The following is a 21,365-nucleotide window of genomic DNA, read 5'->3' as shown; positions in this document are numbered from 1 at the left end:
TTTTTAGGATAAGATTGTGCTCCTCAAGGCGAGCTATTTGCTTCTTCAGCTCACGGATTTCAATTTGTTCAGGAGTAATCGGAGATGCTTTTGGTATGCCACCCTGGCGTTCTAGTTTTAACTGTCTCACCCATTTATCCATAGTGGACTTACCTACGTTCATCGCCTTTGCAGCTTCGATGATGCTATGGTGTTTATCGAGGACTAATTGGGCTGCTTCAAGTTTGAATTCAGCACTAAATGTTTTTCTGGTTGTCGATCTCATGTGTTCACCTAAAGTCATCTACGAGGCAATAATATCACCTCTATTTAGGTGGCCAAAATTAGTGTGCCACTATATACAGCTTGTTAAACCAATCTCAGCTTATATACTATCCAACAATTCGATGATGAATATAAATCCATCACCACCGCTTAATCCATCCAGCCTTCAACTTTCTTTAAATAGGTATCGTCACTGCAAGTTGAGCCGCCAACTGTACAAGCCGTTTGGTCCTTCGTACATCCCCTAATTTTGCGCGCTGAAAAATGTTTTGTGCCCAGAGTGATGGTTCACTTAAAAATATGGCACGTTGTATCTGAAACAAAAGGTCAGGATCAGATCAGGGTAATTGAAAATGGTTCAAAAAAAACCGGGGAAAATCGAGGGATTTGTGTAGAAGAGATAGCTTGTTGCGGAGCTTTCTGTTGTTAAGCAGATTAGCGCCAATCCCAAAAGACTTTGCAGCATCTGCAGCGCTATAACCTCGCCCTAGCACCATCCAGACCGCTTCATCTTTAAATGCCTGCGGATAACTCTTATCTGATTAATTCCGACTCATATCGACCACTTAGTTAATTGAATTTTCGCTGGATTGAATTAACTATCGGCCGAAATGCGTTTAAAGTTTAAGCCGCCTGCCGTGGTTTTTCATCAGTTAGCAGCTTAATGGCTGAGTGTCGCACTTAGGAGTTGAATTCAGGATTCTTACATGAGTTATTTAATTTACATGCAAAGAAACTAATGTATACTGTGTGTGTTGACAAATAAACATCAAGTGGTAGGAACCAGCGCTATACTTATGAGTATTGTTTTTGTTCGTATTTGATAATTGAGTATACGTTTAAATTCACGAGTAGATTTGCTGTATCTGCATATAATAAATCATGAATCAAAAATTTTTTGCAGCCGTTTTACAATTTTAATTGCGAGGGTGTATGAATAAAAGAAGTAACCATCTTGTGAGATGCGCTGTTTTGGGGAACTTTGAACATTTTATAAGGGAAAACAATGGTAATCCCGTTGCTTTACTTAGGGAGGTAGGGCTTACATCCGCAGGAATAAAAAAACCTGACTCCTATATATCATCCCTCACTGTTTCACGTCTTTTTACACTTTGCTCAAAAAAATTAGCTATGCCTCTATTTGGGTTGCAGCTTTGTTTAGCTGATGATTCTTCACCAATAGGAGTGTTAGCAATATCATTAGCACTTCAACCCGATATAGAAAGTATGATTGAATTCGCGAAGGAACATTATTATTTGCAAAATAATAACCTTTTTTTTGATACCAAACAGGAACAAGATCGATTTTATATTATTTTCAATAATATCTTAGAATCAAAGGTTAAGGTGGATTTGGTTCAACTGAACTTGTTTCAGGTTCAAGGCGCATATGATTTCTTTAAAGTAAGATGCCCACCAATTGGCTCCGGCTTATATGCTCATTCTACTTTTGTACTTGATGAGTCATTACGCCCAAGTTGGGCTGAACACATAAAATTTGGGTCTAGTTTTAACGGTATCAGTTTTCCTGTTAGGCATCTACAGTTAAAGCCATCGGTAGATGAGCGTGACCTTTATAAACTAAGTGAGCAAGTAGTGGATAATTTAAAGTTAAGTTATCCAGATAACTTAATTTCTATGAGTCAACACATAATAATGCAGAATCTTTCTGCTGGAGAGTCTAGTATTGCACAATTAGCAAACGCTCTTGGAATGACAGTCAGAAATCTTCAAAATAAGTTTAAAGAATTGGATGTCAGTTATAATCAACTTTTGAAAGACTGTCGTTTACAACAAGCATGTTCATTGCTGTCCGACCCATCCATAAGTATTTTAGATATCTCTCTTTCTCTTGGTTATTCTGACACGTCTGTTTTCAGTAGGCAGTTTAAGCGTTGGACAGGGCTAACACCACTGGAATGGAGGGGGGAATTTACGCCTCTCGGCAATTAGCACATTAAGGGGGTTACTCACCTTGTTTAACTGACTATATATTAAGTTATTTTAGTGACTATATATTAAGTTATTTTAGCGAACTTGGCGCAATCCATCAGAAAAACTTCGCAGTTTGTCGGGGCGAAGAGGTTTTTTTAAACGATAATATGTGATCAGTACCAGTGGTCGTTTTGAACACACTTAATGGGGATATAAGGTTGAGAATTTCTCAGAATCGAGCATTGTTGCTAGTCTCAATGTTGACAGCAGGGTTGGTGGGTTGCAGTGGCAGTGAGGATGACACGTCGGTTATCACGCCGCCAACACCTACCCCTTCCATTTATGCCGGGGATACCCGTGATGCCGTGGCTCAGGGTAAGCCTGGGGTCATCAATCTAGCCCACAGCGTCAAGACCAGCGATGGCTCTGCTCTATACCTTAACGCGGTGAGCCCTCTTGGTAATCATGCCAATTGTAGCGATGTAACACTCAATGCCTTGAACTTTACGGTTAAAGCCGATCAGCTAGGGGCTTGCGTTTACCAATACACAGTGATGGATGCAAGCAATCGTGTTAAAGCACGCGCGATCAGCCAAGTGGCCGTGGTCGGAGCGAATAGCCAGTTGTTGGCTGCTGGCACGCTGACTCCGATCAGTCGGGTTGCCGAGTTGGGGGAGCAAATTACCATCAACTTAGTGGCGCCTGCTGGCATGACGCTCTCCGAAGAGGTGACCCAGCTTGGGGCTGGTAGTAGTTCCGTTGACAGTAGTGCGAACAGCATTACTTACACCGCGGGGACGAACGAAGGTGATGCCGGGGTGACCCGACTTTTCTATAGCTTTACCGATGCTGATAGCAAGGTATCAATGGGGACGATAGATGTGTCTGTGTCCTCCGATACCCTTAACACAGCGCCGCTGGCGAGCAAGTTCACTTATGTGACTGAAGCAGATGCGGCGGCCAATAAACCGAATACCGAAGTGCCATTGGGTGAGCCCATCACCATCGATTTGGCTGACAAAGTAAGCGATGTGGACAACGACGCATTACAGCTTGTGAATGTACAAGTGTTTAATGGCATGGTGGTATCCAGCTTCCCCGATGATATGACGAACCTCAAGTTTGAGTTCAGTGCGAGCACGCCAGGCGTCTATTATGTGGCTTACACCGTGTCAGATCACAAGGGGGGCTATGCCAGCAACCTAGTGCAAATCTATGTGTCCGGACCTTGGCCTGATATCATTGTGCAGCAAACTGGGGATGTATTTGCCGCGCCTTTGAGCTTGCTTGAAGCCATGACTGCCGATCTGAATTTTATCGGTATTGCGGCCGAGGCGGATAAGCCCGCGGGTAATGGCGACAAGCAGGTGCCAACGTATGACTGGGCAGCGGCTGACGCCGTCTGTCGTGCCCGTGGCGGATCGTTACCGACAGAGACTCAGATGCAGACTCTGATGACGCAGGAGGGGAACCCCTTCTTGAGCGGCGATGGGTCGGCTAATGAGATGGCGAGCAACTGGCCAGTCGCCCGTTACTATTTTACCAGCAGCTTTGATGGAACCGATAAAAATCAGGTTAAAGTGTGGGATGCCGTCAATAATCAACTGCTGTTGGTCAGCAGTGGTCAAAATGGTATTGATACCGCATATCTGGGTTATTTGACCTGTATCGACAAAACGCCAACTGATTTGGCGATTGTTACACCTAGTTATATTCTACGCAGTGTGCCTTCTGATTTGGTTGCAGAGTTTACCACCGCGTCCGGAAGTCGGTTCGAATATACCAAGCCACTGTATTGGTCGGTCAGTATGCCGGAGGTGGATGCCAATGGATTTGCGCTGGACGCGAAAACCGGTCAGCCGATAATGGAGTCAGACGGTTCAGCCACGCCAATCGTGCCAGAGTTTAACAATAATGTCAGCATTGAAGAAAGCACGGGGATAATTACCGCCTTGGCGGATGGTTTGGTCAATGTCAGCGTGACCGACCCCTTGGGGGAGTTAAGCGATACCATCACCCTCAAGGTGATTTATAACTTGTTGGCAACGGACGGGACGGATCCCTATTTTGAAGGGCTAGGGGATGGTGATTGTACAAAACAATCATATGGTGAAAATATATCTGGCTTTAACTTGACCAGCCCTTATCAAACATTTACAGCATTCGGATATCAGGGATGTAATGATGCTCCTCAGGGTAGAAACTATATACAAGTCGATATGGTAAGAACTAATCACAGCTACAATGCCAAAGGATATCTAGTCAAGCCGGTGAATATATATGCAGTCAATGGACAACGAATGCAAATTGATATGTGGTTGGCTATTTTAACAAATTCAGGGATTAACTACATTCCAGGGATTACAGTGTACCTTGGGACTTCTAAAATTGTGTTTCACAATAATACAATTGACTGGCCACCGATATCTAGTTCCAATCCTATATATCTTGATGGAACCACACCTGGTAACAACAAGTGGGTTCATATGAGAGGGTGGTTAAATGCACCATCTACAGGGAACCATGAATTTAAAGTAGAGCTGTCAAATTTTCAACAGGATTTCCGGGCAGTGAGAGTAAAGTTTGATGATATTATAATGATCCCTGCACCACTCAATTGATCCTTTCATTCATAAGCAAGGTAGGGCTCAATTTAGAGCCCTGTCTTTTTCTATTTTCAAATTGGTTTTTAGTAGGCATTTATGGAACATGTTCAGAGAAAGGAGTTTATATATTTTCTCTCTGTTTGCGGCAATTGACGATGGTCGTTACTGTGCACCGCACGGAGCATTCATTGGTTCAGCTCATTGGTATGGCTATTACATCAACAGGTGTTACATGTAAAATTTGATAATAGTTATCATTTCGCTTGGTTCATCCCCATACGGTCCTTAAGATTCATCAGTTAACAGAATTTACCTGATTCAATGTTAAAAATAGTTATGAATAACTCAACTCTGCAAAATTAGCTCATAAACATAAATCAATTTTGGCCACTATCGGCATTCGGTGGTGTGACTTTCAACCGGTTTCTTGGTTGATTTGTGTAGTCAATGATGTTTATTAGCTTAATTGGTGTGATCTGCATGTGTTTTTACGGGAATTGTCGAGATGCGAAGTGGCTTCCTAATTAAAATAGGTTCATCAAATCAGGAAGGGGAATTCACCTGGTTTTGTTAATTTTTTCGCCGACATCTCTATCATTTGCTCATAATGCTTTTCTTACAAGCCACATTAAAATGAATGCCTATGCTGTAAATGATAATAATTCACATTTTTAAGGTATAAATATGTTTAACAAAAAAGTATTGGTTTCTGCACTTATTCTGGCTGCTGTATCTGGTTCTTCAATTGCAGCAGGTGGTGATGTCGCTCGTGTTGATAACCTTAAATGGGTATCAGATCTGACTACACAAACTTTGACTGGTAGTCTGGTGATCACTGACCAAAATGATCAGATTATTCAATCAGGTACAGAGTATGCTCTAGGTAAAGTATCTGATGATTTAACTTTTGCACCTAACTATGGCTCTGAAGCAATACTTGAAGCTCACAGTTTCGATGATGTTTCTGGTAACAATGATGGCATCGCAGATCAAAGTGAAGTTGGCGAGTTAGTTGCCGCGTCTTGGATGGTAAATAGCGTCACATATGATGTTATTGCCGGTGGTGCCGTGGTGAACACAGGCGTAACCCCTAATGTGAACATTAATGGATTAGATGTAACTGTAGACGGTACTACTACAGGTGTCACGGGGGCAGATACCATTAGGATTCTAGTAGACCAAGCTACTGCACCTGCTGCGGTAGAAGGAGTGACTAAAGCGATTGTGACTATGTCTATCAGTGCGACTCAAGATGCATAATTTTGAAATGTGAGCTATACATAAAGCTCACAATGCTAGACGTTTGTCAGGTGCCTTAGCAATGCGAATTGGTTAAGGCATTTTTATTTATGCATTTCAAGGAGAAGTTGTGAGTCGTCTACAAGCGATCAGCATAATGTTAATCGGAGTGTCGTTCTCCTTTTGCCCATCGGTTAATGCTGCTGCATTATCACGAAGTATGACAGTTATCACAACGCTAAACAAAAATGCATTTTTCGATGGTGAGCTTAACATTCAGTTTAAAGACGAGAGGCTATATCCAGTTTTTGATAAAAAACTTAAGACGCTAGCCGATACCGGAACGGTTCTCTATGTAACATCCACTTTGCAGGATACTATTGATAATGCAAATGTGCTGCACTTACTAACGCTGACACAAAATTCCAGTATTTGTTATGAATACGATGAAGCCGGAGAGTCTAAACCGATCCCCAGTGATGGTAGTAGTTATAATTATCAAAGTGATTTAGTATCTGTGCTTGTTGACGGACAGCCACTAAAGGCGAAAGAGCCATTATCTTTATCATTTGATTCATTTGATGAGAATGGTAAGTCTGCAACACATGATTTTCTACTCCATTTTAATGAGTTGCCAGTTAATGCGAATAAATGTGAAGGAGATGTGGCTGTAATGGTCGAATTTGATATATGACATCATTATTAAAAAAACATGTAGCAATATTTCTTATGTATCCATCACTCGCGACTTCTGCACAACCACCGGTGCCAGCTGAGTTTGCCGAGTTATATCAAGTAGTGGAACGAACCGTTAAATTTAAAGACCTATCTGGAAATTATCATAACATAACGATGCTAGCAGGTTATGATAATATTAAAATAAACAGTGATGGTATGGTAAGTTCATTACAGGCGATATTAATATCTAATAATGTAAAAAAAGATGTTATTAATAATATAATTTCAGAACTTAGTGTTGGCATTCAAAACGGAAATGAATGTACTGGTAGCCTTGGTAACTGTGTTGTACAGCCTGATACCTATGCCTTTTTATACGATTTTTATTCTAATGTAGTGTATTTCTATATTAACCCTAAACTCCTTATTGAAGATAATAACCTAGATGATGCTAGAGTTGTTTATGCAGATCCGGTTAAATCAGATTGGGGGGTAATAAATCATATTAATAGTTACGTAAGTAAGAGCAATAACTCAGATGCTAACTTTAGTTTCTACAATGAATCTACTGTTGGATTGGCTTATGGTAATTTCGATACGAATTTTTATTACCAGTCTGGTTCAGACGATTTTGAACTAGATAAGTTTGTCTATAATTACGAATTTGATAAATATCGATTGATTGTAGGGTTAAGCAGGGACCAACTGGATATCAACTCTACGGATTTCCTTATCTCAGGCACATTGAATAAAGAAACAAGTGTAACGTTTGCGACTTCGAATAATATGGTTGTAGGAAAGAAAGCGACGACACAAAAAATGTTTTACTTCGCACCAAATGATGGCGTTTTAACTGTCTATCGAGGAGATAGAATAATATATCAAAAAAATGTACCTGCTGGTCAAGGATATATCTCAAACACAGATCTTCCGAAAGGGCGATACGATGTTAAATTTGAGCTTAAGGTCAGCGGGCAAGTCATCTCCCAAGAGGTTAAAACTGTTTATAATAGTAGTGGCGATACTCTGGCAATAAAAGCCAGTGATTTTGCAATATCTGCTGGAATATTTAATAAAACATTTGAACGTTTTAACGTAAGTGATGACGATTTTTCGTTCTCCGATATCGCAGATATAGAACAGCCTACAATTCGTCAGAATGAGCAGGAAAGTTTAAGAGGGGAAGGTTTTTTAAAGGGATTGTATACATACCGACCAGTTGAATCCGTTGTTCTTGGTGTTGGCGGAATAGTAGCAAAGGCCGAAAGAGCTACTAATGTAGGTATTAAAACTCAGCTTTCTAGTGATATAGAAGCTACCATTTCAGGGCAGTTTTTTAGCGATGGAGCTTCATATTTTGATAGTTATATTAACTTCGATGATTGGAGTATTTCATATCAGAAATTCAATCTTGATAGTGTAAGCCAATTTCATTATCAAGATAACATTTTTGATGAAGGAAGTTCATTGGCTCGTTATTATTATGGTAATACAGGCTATGCTCAGTTTTATTTGTCAAAGGGGTTTAGGGTTAGTCGAGATGTACAAGCTTATTTAAATTACTCATATTATACGAATGAGCATAGTGATGCATTCAATGATGGATATACATCATCAATGTTAAGTACAGGAGTTACACTATTTACTTTTGGTAGTTCTACATTACAGTTTAATGCAAATTATGACTTTAATGGTGGGAATAGTTATCATGATAAGTTCTCAACTCAATTAGTTTTTAGCATCCCATTGTCAGGAAAATTGACCGCTGAATCTCGATTGGTAACAGGGAAAGGAAGAATCTCTAGTTTTGGGAATAGCTTACAGAGTGGTAATTTACTTAGTGAATATGATGATGTATATGGTGCTATGCGAGTTGGTAATAACTACTTTCCGCAAGGGCCGCAATATTCTACTTTTGATACAAGTGCTAATGTCTCTTTAAATAAGGATAAGTATATTGCTAGTGCATATGGTTATCTTAATGATGCAGGTGATTATTCTGGCTCAGCAAACTTTTCAAGTAGCCAGCTTATGACTGAGAACGGCATATCTTTAACGTCGAATAAAGCTAATTCGTATTTAGTCGTAGATTCAGATTCTAAGCTAGAAGGCGATGAGCGTTCAGATAGTGTCAAAGGACTATTGATTATAGAGCGTGATGGTAAAGGAGTAAGTAAGAAATTACTTCGAGAAAATGTAGAGGTTATACCGCTTAAGGACTATCAGTCATATAGAGCAATTTTAGATACGGAAAGTGTTGATCTGAATAACACTGGTGATACAAGTGCAGAAGTATTTACTATGCCTGGTACCGTCACCCAGATTAAGTCAAATGTAACGCGAGTTTTGTCATTTGTATCAGGATTTAAGGATTTATACAATAATTCCATATCAGATATTCATTGTGAGGGAGATGGGTGTCTAGGTGAAGATCAAATTGTTGAAGGAATATATAAGTTCTCGGTAAAAGAAGGTGTGCCATTCAAGTTAACAAATAATGACGTTGTTTGCTTTATACCAAAAGTGGAAAAGGCAAAATTATTTAACTTTGGAGATAACTATTGTCTACCTGAAATGGAGCCAACCGAGCAAGCTATTATCTATGATGGTTATAAAAATATGAATATAACTTTTGTTGGTGGATTTTCTTTAAAACAATATAATTCTTTGCTAAAACAATACATTGAACAGCTCAATATTTCAAAGGATAGTATTATTGATAGAGTTGTAGGTGATAATGTCTATATCTATGTTAGTACAGATAGTCAGTTGACAGCAAAACAGCAGGAAGTTATCGGTGATATGGAACAATATGTGTTGACAAATGGATTTTACCAGGAGCAGCATATGTACATATTGGCAAAAATATGAGGCAGCTAATTGTATTGAATTTTCATAAGGTGGGTATCATGAAGAAAAGACTTGGATTATTTATTATTTTGGCATTTAGCCAAGGCGCTCAGGCTCTCACAATTGATAAAATGGTATTGGTTGGTGATAAAGCTGGAAATGGTATTTTTACATTGACTAATGATTTACAGTATACCAGCTTCATTACTGGTGAAATTACTAAATATGATGTTGATGGAGAGATTATTAATAAAACGCAATATACCAAAGATAATCTTAGTGATTGGGAAATCACTCTTAGTAATTCAAAAATCATCTTGGAATCGGGTAGAACAAAGCAGGTCGGTGTGCGTTCGCTTTGTGGACAGACCTGCGACTTCGCTCAAGACCATGTTTATCAGATAAACTTTGTACCAACTCCATATGCTGAGGATGGTGGTGAGGCCCCCATTGTTGCTGTAAATATTGGTTATGCACCTCTTTACATCATTCCTGCAGCACAACCTGACATGAAATTCACCATTAAAAATCTTGGTGATAAAATTTACGTTGAAAATACAGGGAACACATTTTTTAGGCTAGGGATTGACCAATGCTCTGTCGCGGTTACTGAAAATTGCAGAGCAGCATTCACTGTTTTAGCAGGAAGGAAAAAATACTATAAACTACCTAAAAACACTCAATCAGATGAGCTGAAAGTGATTATTGTTAATCATGATGAAACGTTTGTGAGGCGTCAAGTTATAAAATTAGAGGGTGAGTAATGAATTTTTTCATATTATTGTATTCACTGTTACTAAGTGTTTTTTCCATTTCAGCTAGTGCATACACATTAAACATGAAATTGAAAGGTAATAATGTTGTCTACAATAATGCTATAGCATTGGGTGGAGATGAATACGCATTAACAGATTGGACTGCTATCAATAATTTGATTCCAACGAATAGGTGGCAGCCAGCACTTTTAACAACAAATAATCGCCAATTTATTTTGACCGGTCCAGGAGGAGATGTAATAGTTCCTATACATCTACTTGGAGGACAATTTAATATTGGCGGTGTTTCTGGTGTGAGTGATCAGAATGCACCTATTATATCAGGAAGCATATGTGGTGATCGTTCCGGTTTCGATGGTTCAGTGGTAACGCTGTCCAGTGTTGTGCAAGACAATGTCGGTCATGTTACTGAAAGTTGTCAAGCTGGTTTCAGTTTATCAACGTTGCAGTCGGTTCAACCATTTTATTTCAATCGACCAATTTTCTCAATAAATAGTCAAGAGCTAATTGCTGCTTTTGAAGTTTTGGATAAAAAAATTCCAGGGCAATATTTTGGCAGTATATCAGTCAATAATCGTTATTATTTTTTGGAAAATGGGGTTGTGACCTATAGGCAATTACCTAGTCAAAGTTTTACAGTACAGATCAACTACTCTCCAGAATTTATAACTGATATAAATGTCGATACTCAAAAAAACATTGTCCCAGTTTATGATACCTCTTTGCATATGGCATCTGGCAGCGTAGATTTTAATGTTAAAGCAACAGGGTATTTCCAAACGGGAATTCAAATGACGTTTGATCCAAAGAAGGAATACTTTTTAAATAAAGTAAAAAATGATCCGGATGATATTTCATTAGGCAGTAAACCCATACCTTATTTCATCAGGTGCGGAGAGTGCTCAACTAGCTCAATAGTTGAAAATGGTGCTATACAAAATCTAGCAGTATCTCCAGTAAAGTATGAAGTTAGTAGTCCTACAGAAATGTTTGAATTTAACCTTACCGTGGGTTACGAGGGTATATCGTCTGAAGACATTGAAACTGGCACATATATGGATACATTTACAGTGATATTTGAAGAAATTATGTAAGTTATATTAGGTGTTGGTTCTGGTTTTTATTCCAACTAAGTTATATTCCCCCATGACGACAGACATCGTACAGTCATCATTATCTGTTGGCTGATTATCTATTTTTTTGAAAACTATATCTTTATGGGTTGTTAAATTCGCCATAATTTATCTTTGATGTTTTCTGACAATAATATCGGTTTTACTCTCTATCGCTGATTCTGGCATCTATTTATAATATCTAACATGATATTTATTATGTCATGTTTTTTATTTTTCGGAAACTTTTAAAATTTAAACTGGTGGTGAATTTGAAGTGTTTTACATCGCTACGTATGTTTTTCTTATTTTTATCGCCATTATTATGTCTTTTCACTTTTGAATCGTCGCTAAAAAATATTACCGTTGATAAAATGACTACATATGTCACAAAAAAAATAGCGTTATCATTGCATGAACGTGAATCCTCAATTGAGAATATGCTTAAATTATTACCAAAAGAGCTAAGTTATAATTGTAGGGAAAGTGATATGCTAAGCATTCGCAATCCTAAATACTATACACAGCATATTAGGGTTATTGGGCTTGTAACTGATACGGGTAGTTGTACCTCAAGTGGCGGCGTGGGCGCCATAGATGTAATTAAAAATATATATTTTCAGGGTGATAATGGATATTATTTATTGAAAACGCCATCAAGCGGAAGTGAGTATATAGTTTTATTTAAGTCAATTCATGGCCTTGTTTATGCTATTTTGAGTAATTATTGGATTGATGATTTAGTTTATAGTTTTTGCAAAAACTGCTTTATTGTAAGTGTCCAGGTCAGTGTAAATGATCATAACATTACAATAAGTAAAGGCAGAGGCTATATATCGAGAAAGTTAATTCCGTCGAATAGCATTTCTGTTGGACGGCTAAATCTTGATGTTTTTGCAACTCAGTTGTTAAATGAGAGAGTTGAGTATTGGTACAATAAATATGTGTATTTATTATCATTAATATTTGGCTTGATGTTGGTTTCTGTGTGGCATTTGATTTTTTTTCGTAAAGTTAGCCATAAGGATATTGTTTTTAGAGCGATTAAATCTAACGAATTCGTACCATTTTACCAACCGATAGTTGATATTGTTAGTAACGAAGTTGTTGGTTTTGAGGTGCTTGCCCGTTGGCGGCAACTTGATGGAAGCTTTGCTTCACCGGCTCACTTTATTTGTGATATTGAAAACGATGTTAATATTTTGCATGCTTTTACCTCGCAAATTATAGAGCAGGTTTGTAATGATAAACAGAAAATCAGAAATAAGGAATTTTGGTTCAGCGTTAATATTGGAGCAAAGCATTTTGTGAATGAAAATTTATTGAATTATATGCGAAGTATTAAAAATATTAGTCATGGTATTTCATTTGAAATTACTGAGCGGCAACCCATGCATTGTTTGCTTGAGGTTGCTAAGTATGTCGATGAATTAAGGGATTTAGGGCATAGTATAAAAATTGACGATTTTGGTGTCGGATATGGTGGATTCTCATATTTACAAACCATTAATGTTGACTCAATAAAAATTGATAAAATGTTTGTTGACACAATTGAGACCGTTGATGCCAAAAGTACAATTTTAGATTCAATTATATCATTGGCGCATGAGAATGAGTATGAAATAATCGCTGAGGGAGTCGAGACTGAGGCGCAGATTGAATATCTTAAACTGAAAAATGTTAAGTACATACAAGGTTACTATTTTTCACCTCCAGTTCCATTTGAAAGACTATTAGAGTTACTTCATTAGTATTATTCTCGAGTTTTTAATATTTTGGGTTACAGCTTAATAGTTGATATTTGTTCTGCCATTACGTATTAGGTTACTTTTCATTTGAGAACGAAGATAACTGGTGAGAGGTGATTTATATATTAACATCGCAGGGCCTCATCATTACTGCCATAGTAGTATCCTAGGATTATGTAGATTTATTATGTAGATCATAAACGGTACTTTTTTGACGCCACGGCCATTAATTATACTAACTTGCGGAATTCACGAATTTTGATATTATAGGTCTGTTTATGCCTTTCCTCGTTCAATCCAGTTGTCGCCATCTTCGGCAGCGCGGTGGCCAGAAATATTTGTGTCGCGATTGACTTTAATTATACGTTTTCGACGTTCATAAACCGCAAGGCTTTACAATTAAAATGTATGAGGGTTGTAAAAACCGGTAAATTTCCTAGAGTGCCATCCGGCTAGAAATTGGGGTTATTTAGCTCAATGATAATTAAGTCCTCAAGCGTCGCTGTTAGCGGGCTGATATTCGGTAATATCTACTATACGAGAAGTTATGAATTATATTAATAGAAACACCCTGACAGAGTTAGATTTTTATTGGTTTCGTAAATTTAAAGCCAGTAAAAATCTCGATACGCTATTAATACAAGTAGCCGGTGCAGAACGTAAAATTGAACAAGATTCTACGCTCACTCACCGTGAAAAGTTTGATAATTTTACGTCAATTAATACGGCCTTTTGTCTTCGTGAAATAGAAGTAAAACAGCTCACAGGGGATTGGTCTTAAACTAGACTTTCTTTACGGTCGGGCTTTTTGCTTTGCTCCCAACGATAACTTAGTCCACTTCTTGCTTATAGTGACATACTGAATTTGGCCAACTAAACAGAAGCTTTTACATAAAATAACATATGGCAGCACCAGTATCACTCGATGTAGTCAAGAGCTCGTCATAACTCACTTTGGGGCAAAAATTGGATAGCCTTATCGTCTTCTGTGCGTGAAACACTCTGACCTTAAAAGGCCCATTTCGCCCCGTTTCTTCTTTCCAACGGGGCTTTTTTTGCCTTAGAATGAATCAAATCTTTAGAGAATTGATTCATCGGTTTTTAACTCATTCAACTTAGCTGCTTTGGCAATGGTAGAACGACTGCATTTAAGAAGACTCTGCACTTGTGACCAGCTTTTCCCTTCATCGAGTAGTAACCGAATATTTTGCCTTAATCCATGGTCAGGCTGACGTCCAAGGTATTTGCCTAAGGTTTTGGCCTTTTCGATGCCTTGCGCTTGACGCTTTCTTCTTGTCTCGTAATCATCTCTGGCCATTGCCGCGGCTAAATCAATCATGAACTCAGTCAGTACCTTTGCGATCATGGTATGTTCTTCTGTGCCACTTATTAAGACGCCATGTGTCATTGGCTGGTCAACGACAACAATATGAATATTGGCTTTTACCAACTTACTTTTTAGGACCTTCCATTGCTCGAAGGGGAGGCGAGACAATCTATCGACTTTTTCTATAAGTAAAACATCACCAGGATGTGAGTCCATGATCAAGCGACCAAGTTCAGGTCGTTCAATTTTAGCCCCAGATTGTGTCTCAGTATAAAAACTGGCTATGCGAACATTTTTACTGTCTGAAAACTGAACCAACTCATTTCTGGCTCGATTGGCATCTTGTTCATCTGTTGATGCGCGCAGATAGGCCCGAATAAACATTTTGCCTCATTTGGTGTTTTTAGGATGTGGTTTACGATAGTAGTGCGAGTAGGGTATAAAATCAACACATAGCGAACCAATTGGCAATACGATGTAGCTAGTTTGCTTGGGGTATACCCTAAGTATTCTAGTCTCATTATCATATTGGGCCAATGCAGGCCTAGTTAAGGGGCATATTAAGTTTGCATGGTTTGGCTTCGTAAGTATTAGAGCGAGCATCCTAAGCCATTTCTCCCTCTAAATGAGTTAGCCTCGTGACTTTCGGCTAACTCTAGCCCTCAAAGATTGACCTAATTTTAGTAATGCTACAAAGTGACTAGTTCATAAGTGGCGATTCATTCGTTTGAGTACAAATTATCATTTTCATCCAAAGTAATATGACCGATACTGTCCCTTACGATATTAATAGCGACGGACACTGCTTTCTCTAAACTGACGTCAAACCACTCTTTTGCAACAAGTTCCTTTCCTGTTTTTTTGTTTCGTAGCTTTATTTCCTTACGGAATTCGTGAAGTTGGGTGTGGATCATAGACTCTAACCCCTGAACATTGATGTTATAACAAGGCAGGATTCTTAGTATTCTCACTGGCGCATAAAGGTAAGTGCTTTCTGAATCAGCATTGCGCGTTCGAAGTGGTGTATGGTTTGTTGTAACACCTACCTTAATTAGATTTTTAAACTTTGTTACTTCAGGAGCATTTGAATGCGAGGCTAAAAAGTAAATCTCGCCCGTCTTATTGCCATACCTTTCTGCTAATGGCTTGCTCAAGTCACCCAAACTATGAGAGATATCTAATCTAATTCGTCTAGTACCAGGTGAGCGATACATTCCCTGAGAGAAAGACTGATAAAGCATGTCTGCATACATTCCATTATCAAAAATGATCTTTAATCGTGGGTTTGGCTTACCTTCTGAGTCGTATTCCATTTTCAATTCACGCTCGACAAAACACGTGATGCCTCCCCAAATGAAGACGTCTCCGACGTTGAATTTAGACGTTCCTTTAAAAGGAATTATGGAGTCCGGACTATTGTCTATTTTGTCCTTTATCTGATTAAATATTGGTATATAAGGAGTGAAGTTTGAGCATGGGGTGCGCTGACCAACACGGTCTCGTGTGTTCTTGGGCTTCGCTTGTTTTAAGACCATTGTGTCAAAGAGACCTTTGAGATTGTCACCTCCTAGCATACCTAGAAGACTATCAGCGAGAGCATCGTCGTTTGATATATCGATGAGTGGTGTTATCGGCCCATTTAATTCTTCTGCTTTATGATCACTTATCTTTAGAAATAACAGCCCGTGTATATCTGCCTCCCTTAGGTCATTCCGGCCAGAGAGCTTCCTAATACCGTTCAATTTTCTGGCAAGTACCTTTTCTTCGAGAGGTCCATCTAGTTTGGGCTCTCTATTGTGTTTAGAGAAAAAAACATTTACATCATTTAGTGTTTGGACTGCTGGATCTGAGCTTCCATTTGATTTTGGTGTTTTTGCAACGACATCTTTAAACAGATCATCTTTTTCTTGTTCCCAAAACTCATCAAGGCTTAATGAGCGTCTCGTTAAATGACGACCAACTCGTTTTGACATAAAAATATCCCTTTCTTATATCTCGGTTTGAGATACTTCCTGATTTCTCTTCGCTTGTGCCCACTGAAATAGCTTTTGTAAAGCAATGGCTAGCCTGTGCTCTATATCATCTGCACTACCAACTTCGGGAATTTTGCCATGCTCAGCCTGAAATTCCTTAATCCGTGGGGCAAGTGCTTTTGCCTCTTCAATGCTCATGTCTGATTGCATTGCCCGCACTTGGGCTTGAATTACACTAAGTAACTGAGCATTTATTCCGCGTGAAATGACTTCATAGGCCTGCTGGAAAGGGTTTATGCTATGAATTAGATTTATGTTTAAATCGTCTACAGCGATAAACTTGTCCCCCATCAGTAAGAACTTTTTGTTAGGATCTGCCTCCGCACCGCTTGATGGACCGTTATACGGTTCAGTCGGATCTTCAATATGAGGTTTTGCGTCTTCAGGTATTTTATCGCCATTGACTACTTTTGCGCCGCCGGCAGAAACGGTCATTGCGGTTAAGAATACTTCCGATAGTCTCTCTATTTCCTCTTCTTCAAGGTCTGGATATGACTCTCTCAGGAGTTTGGGGATATGGTAATCACGCCAGACTTCTGGCTCATATTCGCCTGTGAGTACCGAATGCAACTTCTTACTATCATTTGTTAACTTGGCGATAATCGTATCACTGTTTTCAATTGCTTTTTTCGCCGACTCACTGGGTGGGTTAGGCCAATCGTCTATACTGATCTCGTAATCTCCATCCTCATCACCAATGACTTCTCCCCGTATTTTAAAGTTGACTTTAGGGGCTAATACTTGCTCCATTAAAAGGGATACAGTGATTGCTTTAAGCATATTGTTAACCGCATACGCAGCTTCTTCTGATGTCGCGTCAGGCTCAGCAATTAGATTGGTAAATTGCGCATGTGTTTTCCCTTTGCAGTCACGTGTTGCACGTCCAATTATCTGAATAACTTCAGTTAAACTACTGCGAAAGCCAATGGTCAGTGCATGTTCACAATATTCCCAGTCAAAGCCCTCTTTCGCCATGTCAAGAGCGATAATAATGTCTAAGTCATCCGCACTCGTTATATTTTTCAGATAGTTTTTTACCTGAACTCGATTGGGTCCGTCGTCAACTAGGTCAGCAACTTTTAAAACACGCTCACTGCCATCAGGTAATTTGGCAGGGACAAGATAAATGCCGTTCTCATCGGTGGAGATTTCTTCCAGATGGCCCCCACCTATAATGTCGAGAATAGCGGATCGTTCGTTGTATTTGTCGCCGGTACTTTCTCGTGAATTGACATTTGGGATATGAATAATTGTCTTCTTAGTGACATCAAGTACCTCACCTAGACCGCTCAAATACCCATCGCGATAAAAGTGATATCCGATACAAAGTGATTTCAGGTATTGATAGCTTTGGATCTGCTCATAATATGAGTAGGTAACGTGTTTAAACCTCGCTTCATCTGAAGAATTCAGTATATTTAACTGGTCCCCCCTGAAATAAGACCCAGTCATAGCGATGACATGGGCATTACTGTTTGCCATTATTTCACTGAGAACATTCCCTAGTTCATTGTCAGTGGATTCACTCACGTGATGAAACTCGTCAATTGCAATAACAGTATCATTCAGTAAAGATACGTCGATATCCTTGAGCGTAAGCCTAAACGTGGCGTGAGTGCACAGTAAAACCTTTTCATTCGGTGATGACAGAAACTCACGGAAGACTTTAGCCTTACTAATATTGCCGTCATTACAAAGATTGTATTTATCAGGCATGTGCCAATCGGCAAAAAAACCATGGGATGTAAGGTCAGTTGACTTGAATGAACTGCCAATTGACATCTCTGGCACTGCGACAATTGCTTTCTTTATCCCTTGATTAATGAGTTTATCCAATGCAACGAACATCAGCGCACGTGACTTCCCAGAAGCTGGGGGAGCCTTAACGAGTATGTATGGTTCATTTCTTTGCTCGAAAACTCGCGCCTGCATGGGCCGCATACCTAATTCATTACTCTTATTTGTTGATGTCGTGTCGAATTGGACATTTACTAAATTAGGCATCATTACCCTCCTTGGTATTTATGAGTTGCTCATAACGTTTGAATAAGAACGCAACACGTTCTGCGGCGTCCTCAAATGGCTTGGCGCGATATAGTTGCTCCACAGCAAGGTCTAGCTTTCTGTGTGCCTGAAGCAATGATTCTGGCATCTTGTTCGGGTCATATAATTGGGCCAATGTCTTATCAGGGTAATCTGCTCGAGTAAGCAGAATTTCTTCACCAATAGCGCTGATTTTTGCTTTTTGCGCCTCTGATACCTCAGGCCATGGGAAAGTGTTATAAACCAATGTGGCTGAATATCGGTAACGACTCTCAAGTCGACCCGCAACCGTTCGCATCCAATCGTTATGCATCTCGCTGGTCAGAATTGAAAATTCATAGAGTGTTGCTCTGTTGATGACGAAGTTTGCGTTTGTTGAAACGGTCTCTTCAGAAAAATATGCCATTGGAATGTAACTGCGACGTTCAGATGAGACGCTCGGTATAATTATAGTGTTGCTTGCAAGTGGTGTTTTCTGAGCAAACCTATGAGGTACGGTAGCATATTGATTTGTTGTTTTGGCTTTGGATGCAAGCCTAAAACTTTTTACTCTCTGAATTCTGGCTGCAATATCTTCGATTTCTAAAGCCGCTTCGACTTCCTTATCTTCAATCCAAATAGCAAAGCGAGGACTTGATGACAGTAATTCTTGGGCTCCGTAAAGCGGACGGATAAATTTTTCTGCTCTATGATCTGCATCTATCATTTTCTGTCTTTCTAAAGGGGAAAGAATCAAGTTCCCGCCGTCCCTTGGCATACTTCCCATTACCATTTTTGTGCCAAAAAATGGTACGTTGCGAGGTGACACAAAAGTTGACTTACTCTCAATCAGATATGGAGATATGTGCTGAGCGTATGTGATTTTCTCATCTGTAAAAATCTTCTTTCTTTCTTTTGAGTTACCAAAACCGACAATGACACATATCACGGCTGCCTTGTCATGGGCGCTATTACTCCATTTAAAGGACTGATGAGCAAATAAAATTTCATTATTTTTCAAGATACGAGACCATATATAACCAACTTGCTCGCCCTGACAAACTGAATTTGTAGCGACAAAGCTGCAAGTCACATTGCCACTATTGCCGATATACTGAGCACCTTTGATAAACCAACCAGATACATAGTCACAATCCTTATAGTCCTTATGATTTTCAAAAACTAAAGCGAGATCTTCTTTCTGATTTGGTGTTTGAACTCTAGCGCCAAGGAAAGGAGGGTTGCCACAAACATATACTTCCAAATCACCTTGTTCATCTTGTTTTGGGCACTCCTTATCCCAGTCGAGCCATAGCGCATTCCCATGAATGACATGGCCTGAATCTTTTAACGGCAACATTGGCTCTAAATAGCCAAACTCTGCTTCAAACATCTTGTTCATCTGATTTTCAGCAAGCCATAGGGAAAGCAACGCTATCTCATGAGCAAAATCATCAATCTCTATGCCATAAAACTGAGTTAGTCTTATGCCACTCATGAATATAACTGATTGTTCACCGAGGTCATCCAAAGCCTTAATTACCTTCATTTCAAACTTTCGCAATTCCTTGTAGGCAATGATCAGAAAGTTTCCAGAGCCACAAGCACTATCAAAAATCCGTATGCGCTGAATTCGCATGAGCAGTGCTTGGAGTTTCCTGGAGCTAGTCTTTGCTTTATCCAACGCTTCTTCTAGCCCATCGAGAAATAAAGGCTGGATAACCTTCATGATATTTGGGACGCTAGTGTAATGCTGTCCTAACTTGCCCCTTTGCTCAGGATCGATTACGGACTGAAACATGCTCCCAAAAATATCAGGGTTAATTTGGTCCCATTCGAGAGAGCCGGCCTCAATGATCATGCGCCTGGCTTTGCCAGTGAATTTGGGTACCCACTCATCACTCGCGAATAAGCCACCATTAACATATGGGAAAGAGGCAAAATGCGAAGGTAGAACACGTCGCTCTTCAGAATCATTCGGAAGATTTAAGACGTGAAACAACATTTCAAAGAAGCTATCTAAATCACTTCCGTTTTTTTCGGTTGTATTTTGGACCGCTTTGATAAGCTGATTGTCGGAAAAAATACCGGTGTCTTCAGCGTAAAAGCAGAAGAGTAAACGGGTAAGAAATACGTTAAAGGCATGAACCCTGTCTGGAGAGTTGATTTCATTATGACGCCGAATGACATCACATAGTTGTCCAAGTTTGTAAGCTGCTTTGATGTCCGCTGGATGTTCATCCGTCAATTCATACTTTTCAATGCCAGCCAGAGGCAAGAAAAAAGCATAATTCTTGTGCAGGTCGACGAATTCAACATCTAGTAAAGCTTTTGCTTTCGTATCGTAAGCAACAACATCTAGGAAGTCCGTAACGAGTATAAAGCGTAATTTCTCTTTAGAGGTGCTGGATAAGCTTTTTAAAAAATCGCATTCAGCATGTAAATCAGTGCTTCTAGGTACCTGCTTAAAGTGGATTTTGTTTTTAAGGCGGTATTCACCATCGGTGGATGAAACATCCGAACCAATATTTTTTTTTAGCTTTGTTACGGTTGCACGAGGTGTGTTGAATGCGAGCATGAAATCAAAGAAGAAGTTTTCCTCATCTTGCTCTTTAATTAATTTTTCTAATTGAATGAACGCGTTGGACTGGTCAAAAGCCATTTGAAACTCCCTGATAGAACCCATACCGCATCCGCAGCTTAGCTCTCTAAAAAACACTCTGAGTATAAATATATCACATACATTAATTTGAAAGACTGTTTAATCTTTCAAAT

The 21,365-nt window shown here is 39.3% G+C and carries 15 protein-coding genes; 9 read left to right on the top strand and 6 right to left on the bottom strand.

Going from position 1 to position 21,365, the window contains the following annotated elements:
- Both Q4Q46_RS19105 and Q4Q46_RS19100 read right to left on the bottom strand, forming a co-directional pair.
- Positions 1–265, bottom strand: a 265-nt coding sequence (locus Q4Q46_RS19105; RefSeq protein ID WP_311906786.1) for a transposase, incomplete at its 3' end; no start/stop codon positions are given.
- A 175-nt stretch (positions 266–440) separates the two neighbouring features.
- Complete coding sequence (locus Q4Q46_RS19100) at positions 441–587, bottom strand: IS4/Tn5 family transposase DNA-binding protein (protein ID WP_371824909.1); 147 nt, start codon at positions 585–587, stop codon at positions 441–443.
- 610 nt (positions 588–1,197) lie between these two features.
- On the opposite strand from Q4Q46_RS19100, the gene Q4Q46_RS19090 reads away from it, so the two are divergent.
- From Q4Q46_RS19090 to Q4Q46_RS19050, 9 genes are all read left to right on the top strand, one after another.
- A complete protein-coding gene (locus Q4Q46_RS19090) occupies positions 1,198–2,217 on the top strand; it encodes a helix-turn-helix transcriptional regulator (RefSeq protein ID WP_311906785.1) in 1,020 nt (339 codons plus the stop codon).
- Positions 2,218–2,456: 239 nt separating this feature from the next.
- Positions 2,457–4,820 carry an Ig-like domain-containing protein gene (locus Q4Q46_RS19085; protein ID WP_311906784.1) on the top strand — a complete coding sequence of 788 codons (2,364 nt, stop codon included), beginning with the start codon at positions 2,457–2,459 and terminating at the stop codon, positions 4,818–4,820.
- Between the two features lie 669 nt (positions 4,821–5,489).
- Positions 5,490–6,065 carry a hypothetical protein gene (locus Q4Q46_RS19080; protein WP_311906783.1) on the top strand — a complete coding sequence of 192 codons (576 nt, stop codon included), beginning with the start codon at positions 5,490–5,492 and terminating at the stop codon, positions 6,063–6,065.
- Positions 6,066–6,174: 109 nt separating this feature from the next.
- Positions 6,175–6,738: a hypothetical protein gene (locus tag Q4Q46_RS19075; protein WP_311906781.1), complete on the top strand. Its 564-nt coding sequence runs from the start codon at positions 6,175–6,177 to the stop codon at positions 6,736–6,738.
- Positions 6,735–9,593, top strand: a complete 2,859-nt coding sequence (locus tag Q4Q46_RS19070; protein WP_311906780.1) for a TcfC E-set like domain-containing protein — start codon at positions 6,735–6,737, stop codon at positions 9,591–9,593. Before Q4Q46_RS19075 ends, Q4Q46_RS19070 begins: the two co-directional genes overlap by 4 nt.
- Before the next feature lie 38 nt (positions 9,594–9,631).
- The gene (locus Q4Q46_RS19065; RefSeq protein WP_311906779.1) at positions 9,632–10,336 is read left to right on the top strand and encodes a hypothetical protein; all 705 of its coding nucleotides are present in this window, start codon (positions 9,632–9,634) and stop codon (positions 10,334–10,336) included.
- A gap of 74 nt (positions 10,337–10,410) precedes the next feature.
- Entirely contained in the window at positions 10,411–11,442 is a 1,032-nt protein-coding gene (locus Q4Q46_RS19060; RefSeq protein ID WP_311906778.1) for a hypothetical protein, read from the top strand.
- Positions 11,443–11,684: 242 nt separating this feature from the next.
- A complete protein-coding gene (locus Q4Q46_RS19055; protein ID WP_503676838.1) occupies positions 11,685–13,211 on the top strand; it encodes an EAL domain-containing protein in 1,527 nt (508 codons plus the stop codon).
- A gap of 544 nt (positions 13,212–13,755) precedes the next feature.
- Positions 13,756–13,989: a hypothetical protein gene (locus tag Q4Q46_RS19050; protein WP_311906776.1), complete on the top strand. Its 234-nt coding sequence runs from the start codon at positions 13,756–13,758 to the stop codon at positions 13,987–13,989.
- Between the two features lie 297 nt (positions 13,990–14,286).
- Here Q4Q46_RS19050 and Q4Q46_RS19045 read toward each other — a convergent pair whose 3' ends face one another.
- The 4 genes from Q4Q46_RS19045 to Q4Q46_RS19030 form a co-directional block, all read right to left on the bottom strand.
- Entirely contained in the window at positions 14,287–14,919 is a 633-nt protein-coding gene (locus tag Q4Q46_RS19045; protein ID WP_311906775.1) for a recombinase family protein, read from the bottom strand.
- A 335-nt stretch (positions 14,920–15,254) separates the two neighbouring features.
- Entirely contained in the window at positions 15,255–16,508 is a 1,254-nt protein-coding gene (locus Q4Q46_RS19040) for a GIY-YIG nuclease family protein (protein WP_311906774.1), read from the bottom strand.
- 15 nt (positions 16,509–16,523) lie between these two features.
- Positions 16,524–18,575: a DEAD/DEAH box helicase gene (locus Q4Q46_RS19035; protein WP_259492145.1), complete on the bottom strand. Its 2,052-nt coding sequence runs from the start codon at positions 18,573–18,575 to the stop codon at positions 16,524–16,526.
- Positions 18,565–21,252 (bottom strand): class I SAM-dependent DNA methyltransferase, encoded by a 2,688-nt coding sequence (locus Q4Q46_RS19030; protein WP_259216195.1) that lies wholly within the window; start codon positions 21,250–21,252, stop codon positions 18,565–18,567. The genes Q4Q46_RS19035 and Q4Q46_RS19030 overlap by 11 nt, the downstream gene beginning before the upstream one ends.
- Positions 21,253–21,365: the final 113 nt, after the last annotated feature.

The organism is Shewanella vaxholmensis (assembly GCF_031932135.1).
Lineage (GTDB): Bacteria > Pseudomonadota > Gammaproteobacteria > Enterobacterales > Shewanellaceae > Shewanella > Shewanella hafniensis.
This window is presented reverse-complemented; position numbering and strand designations above follow the sequence as displayed.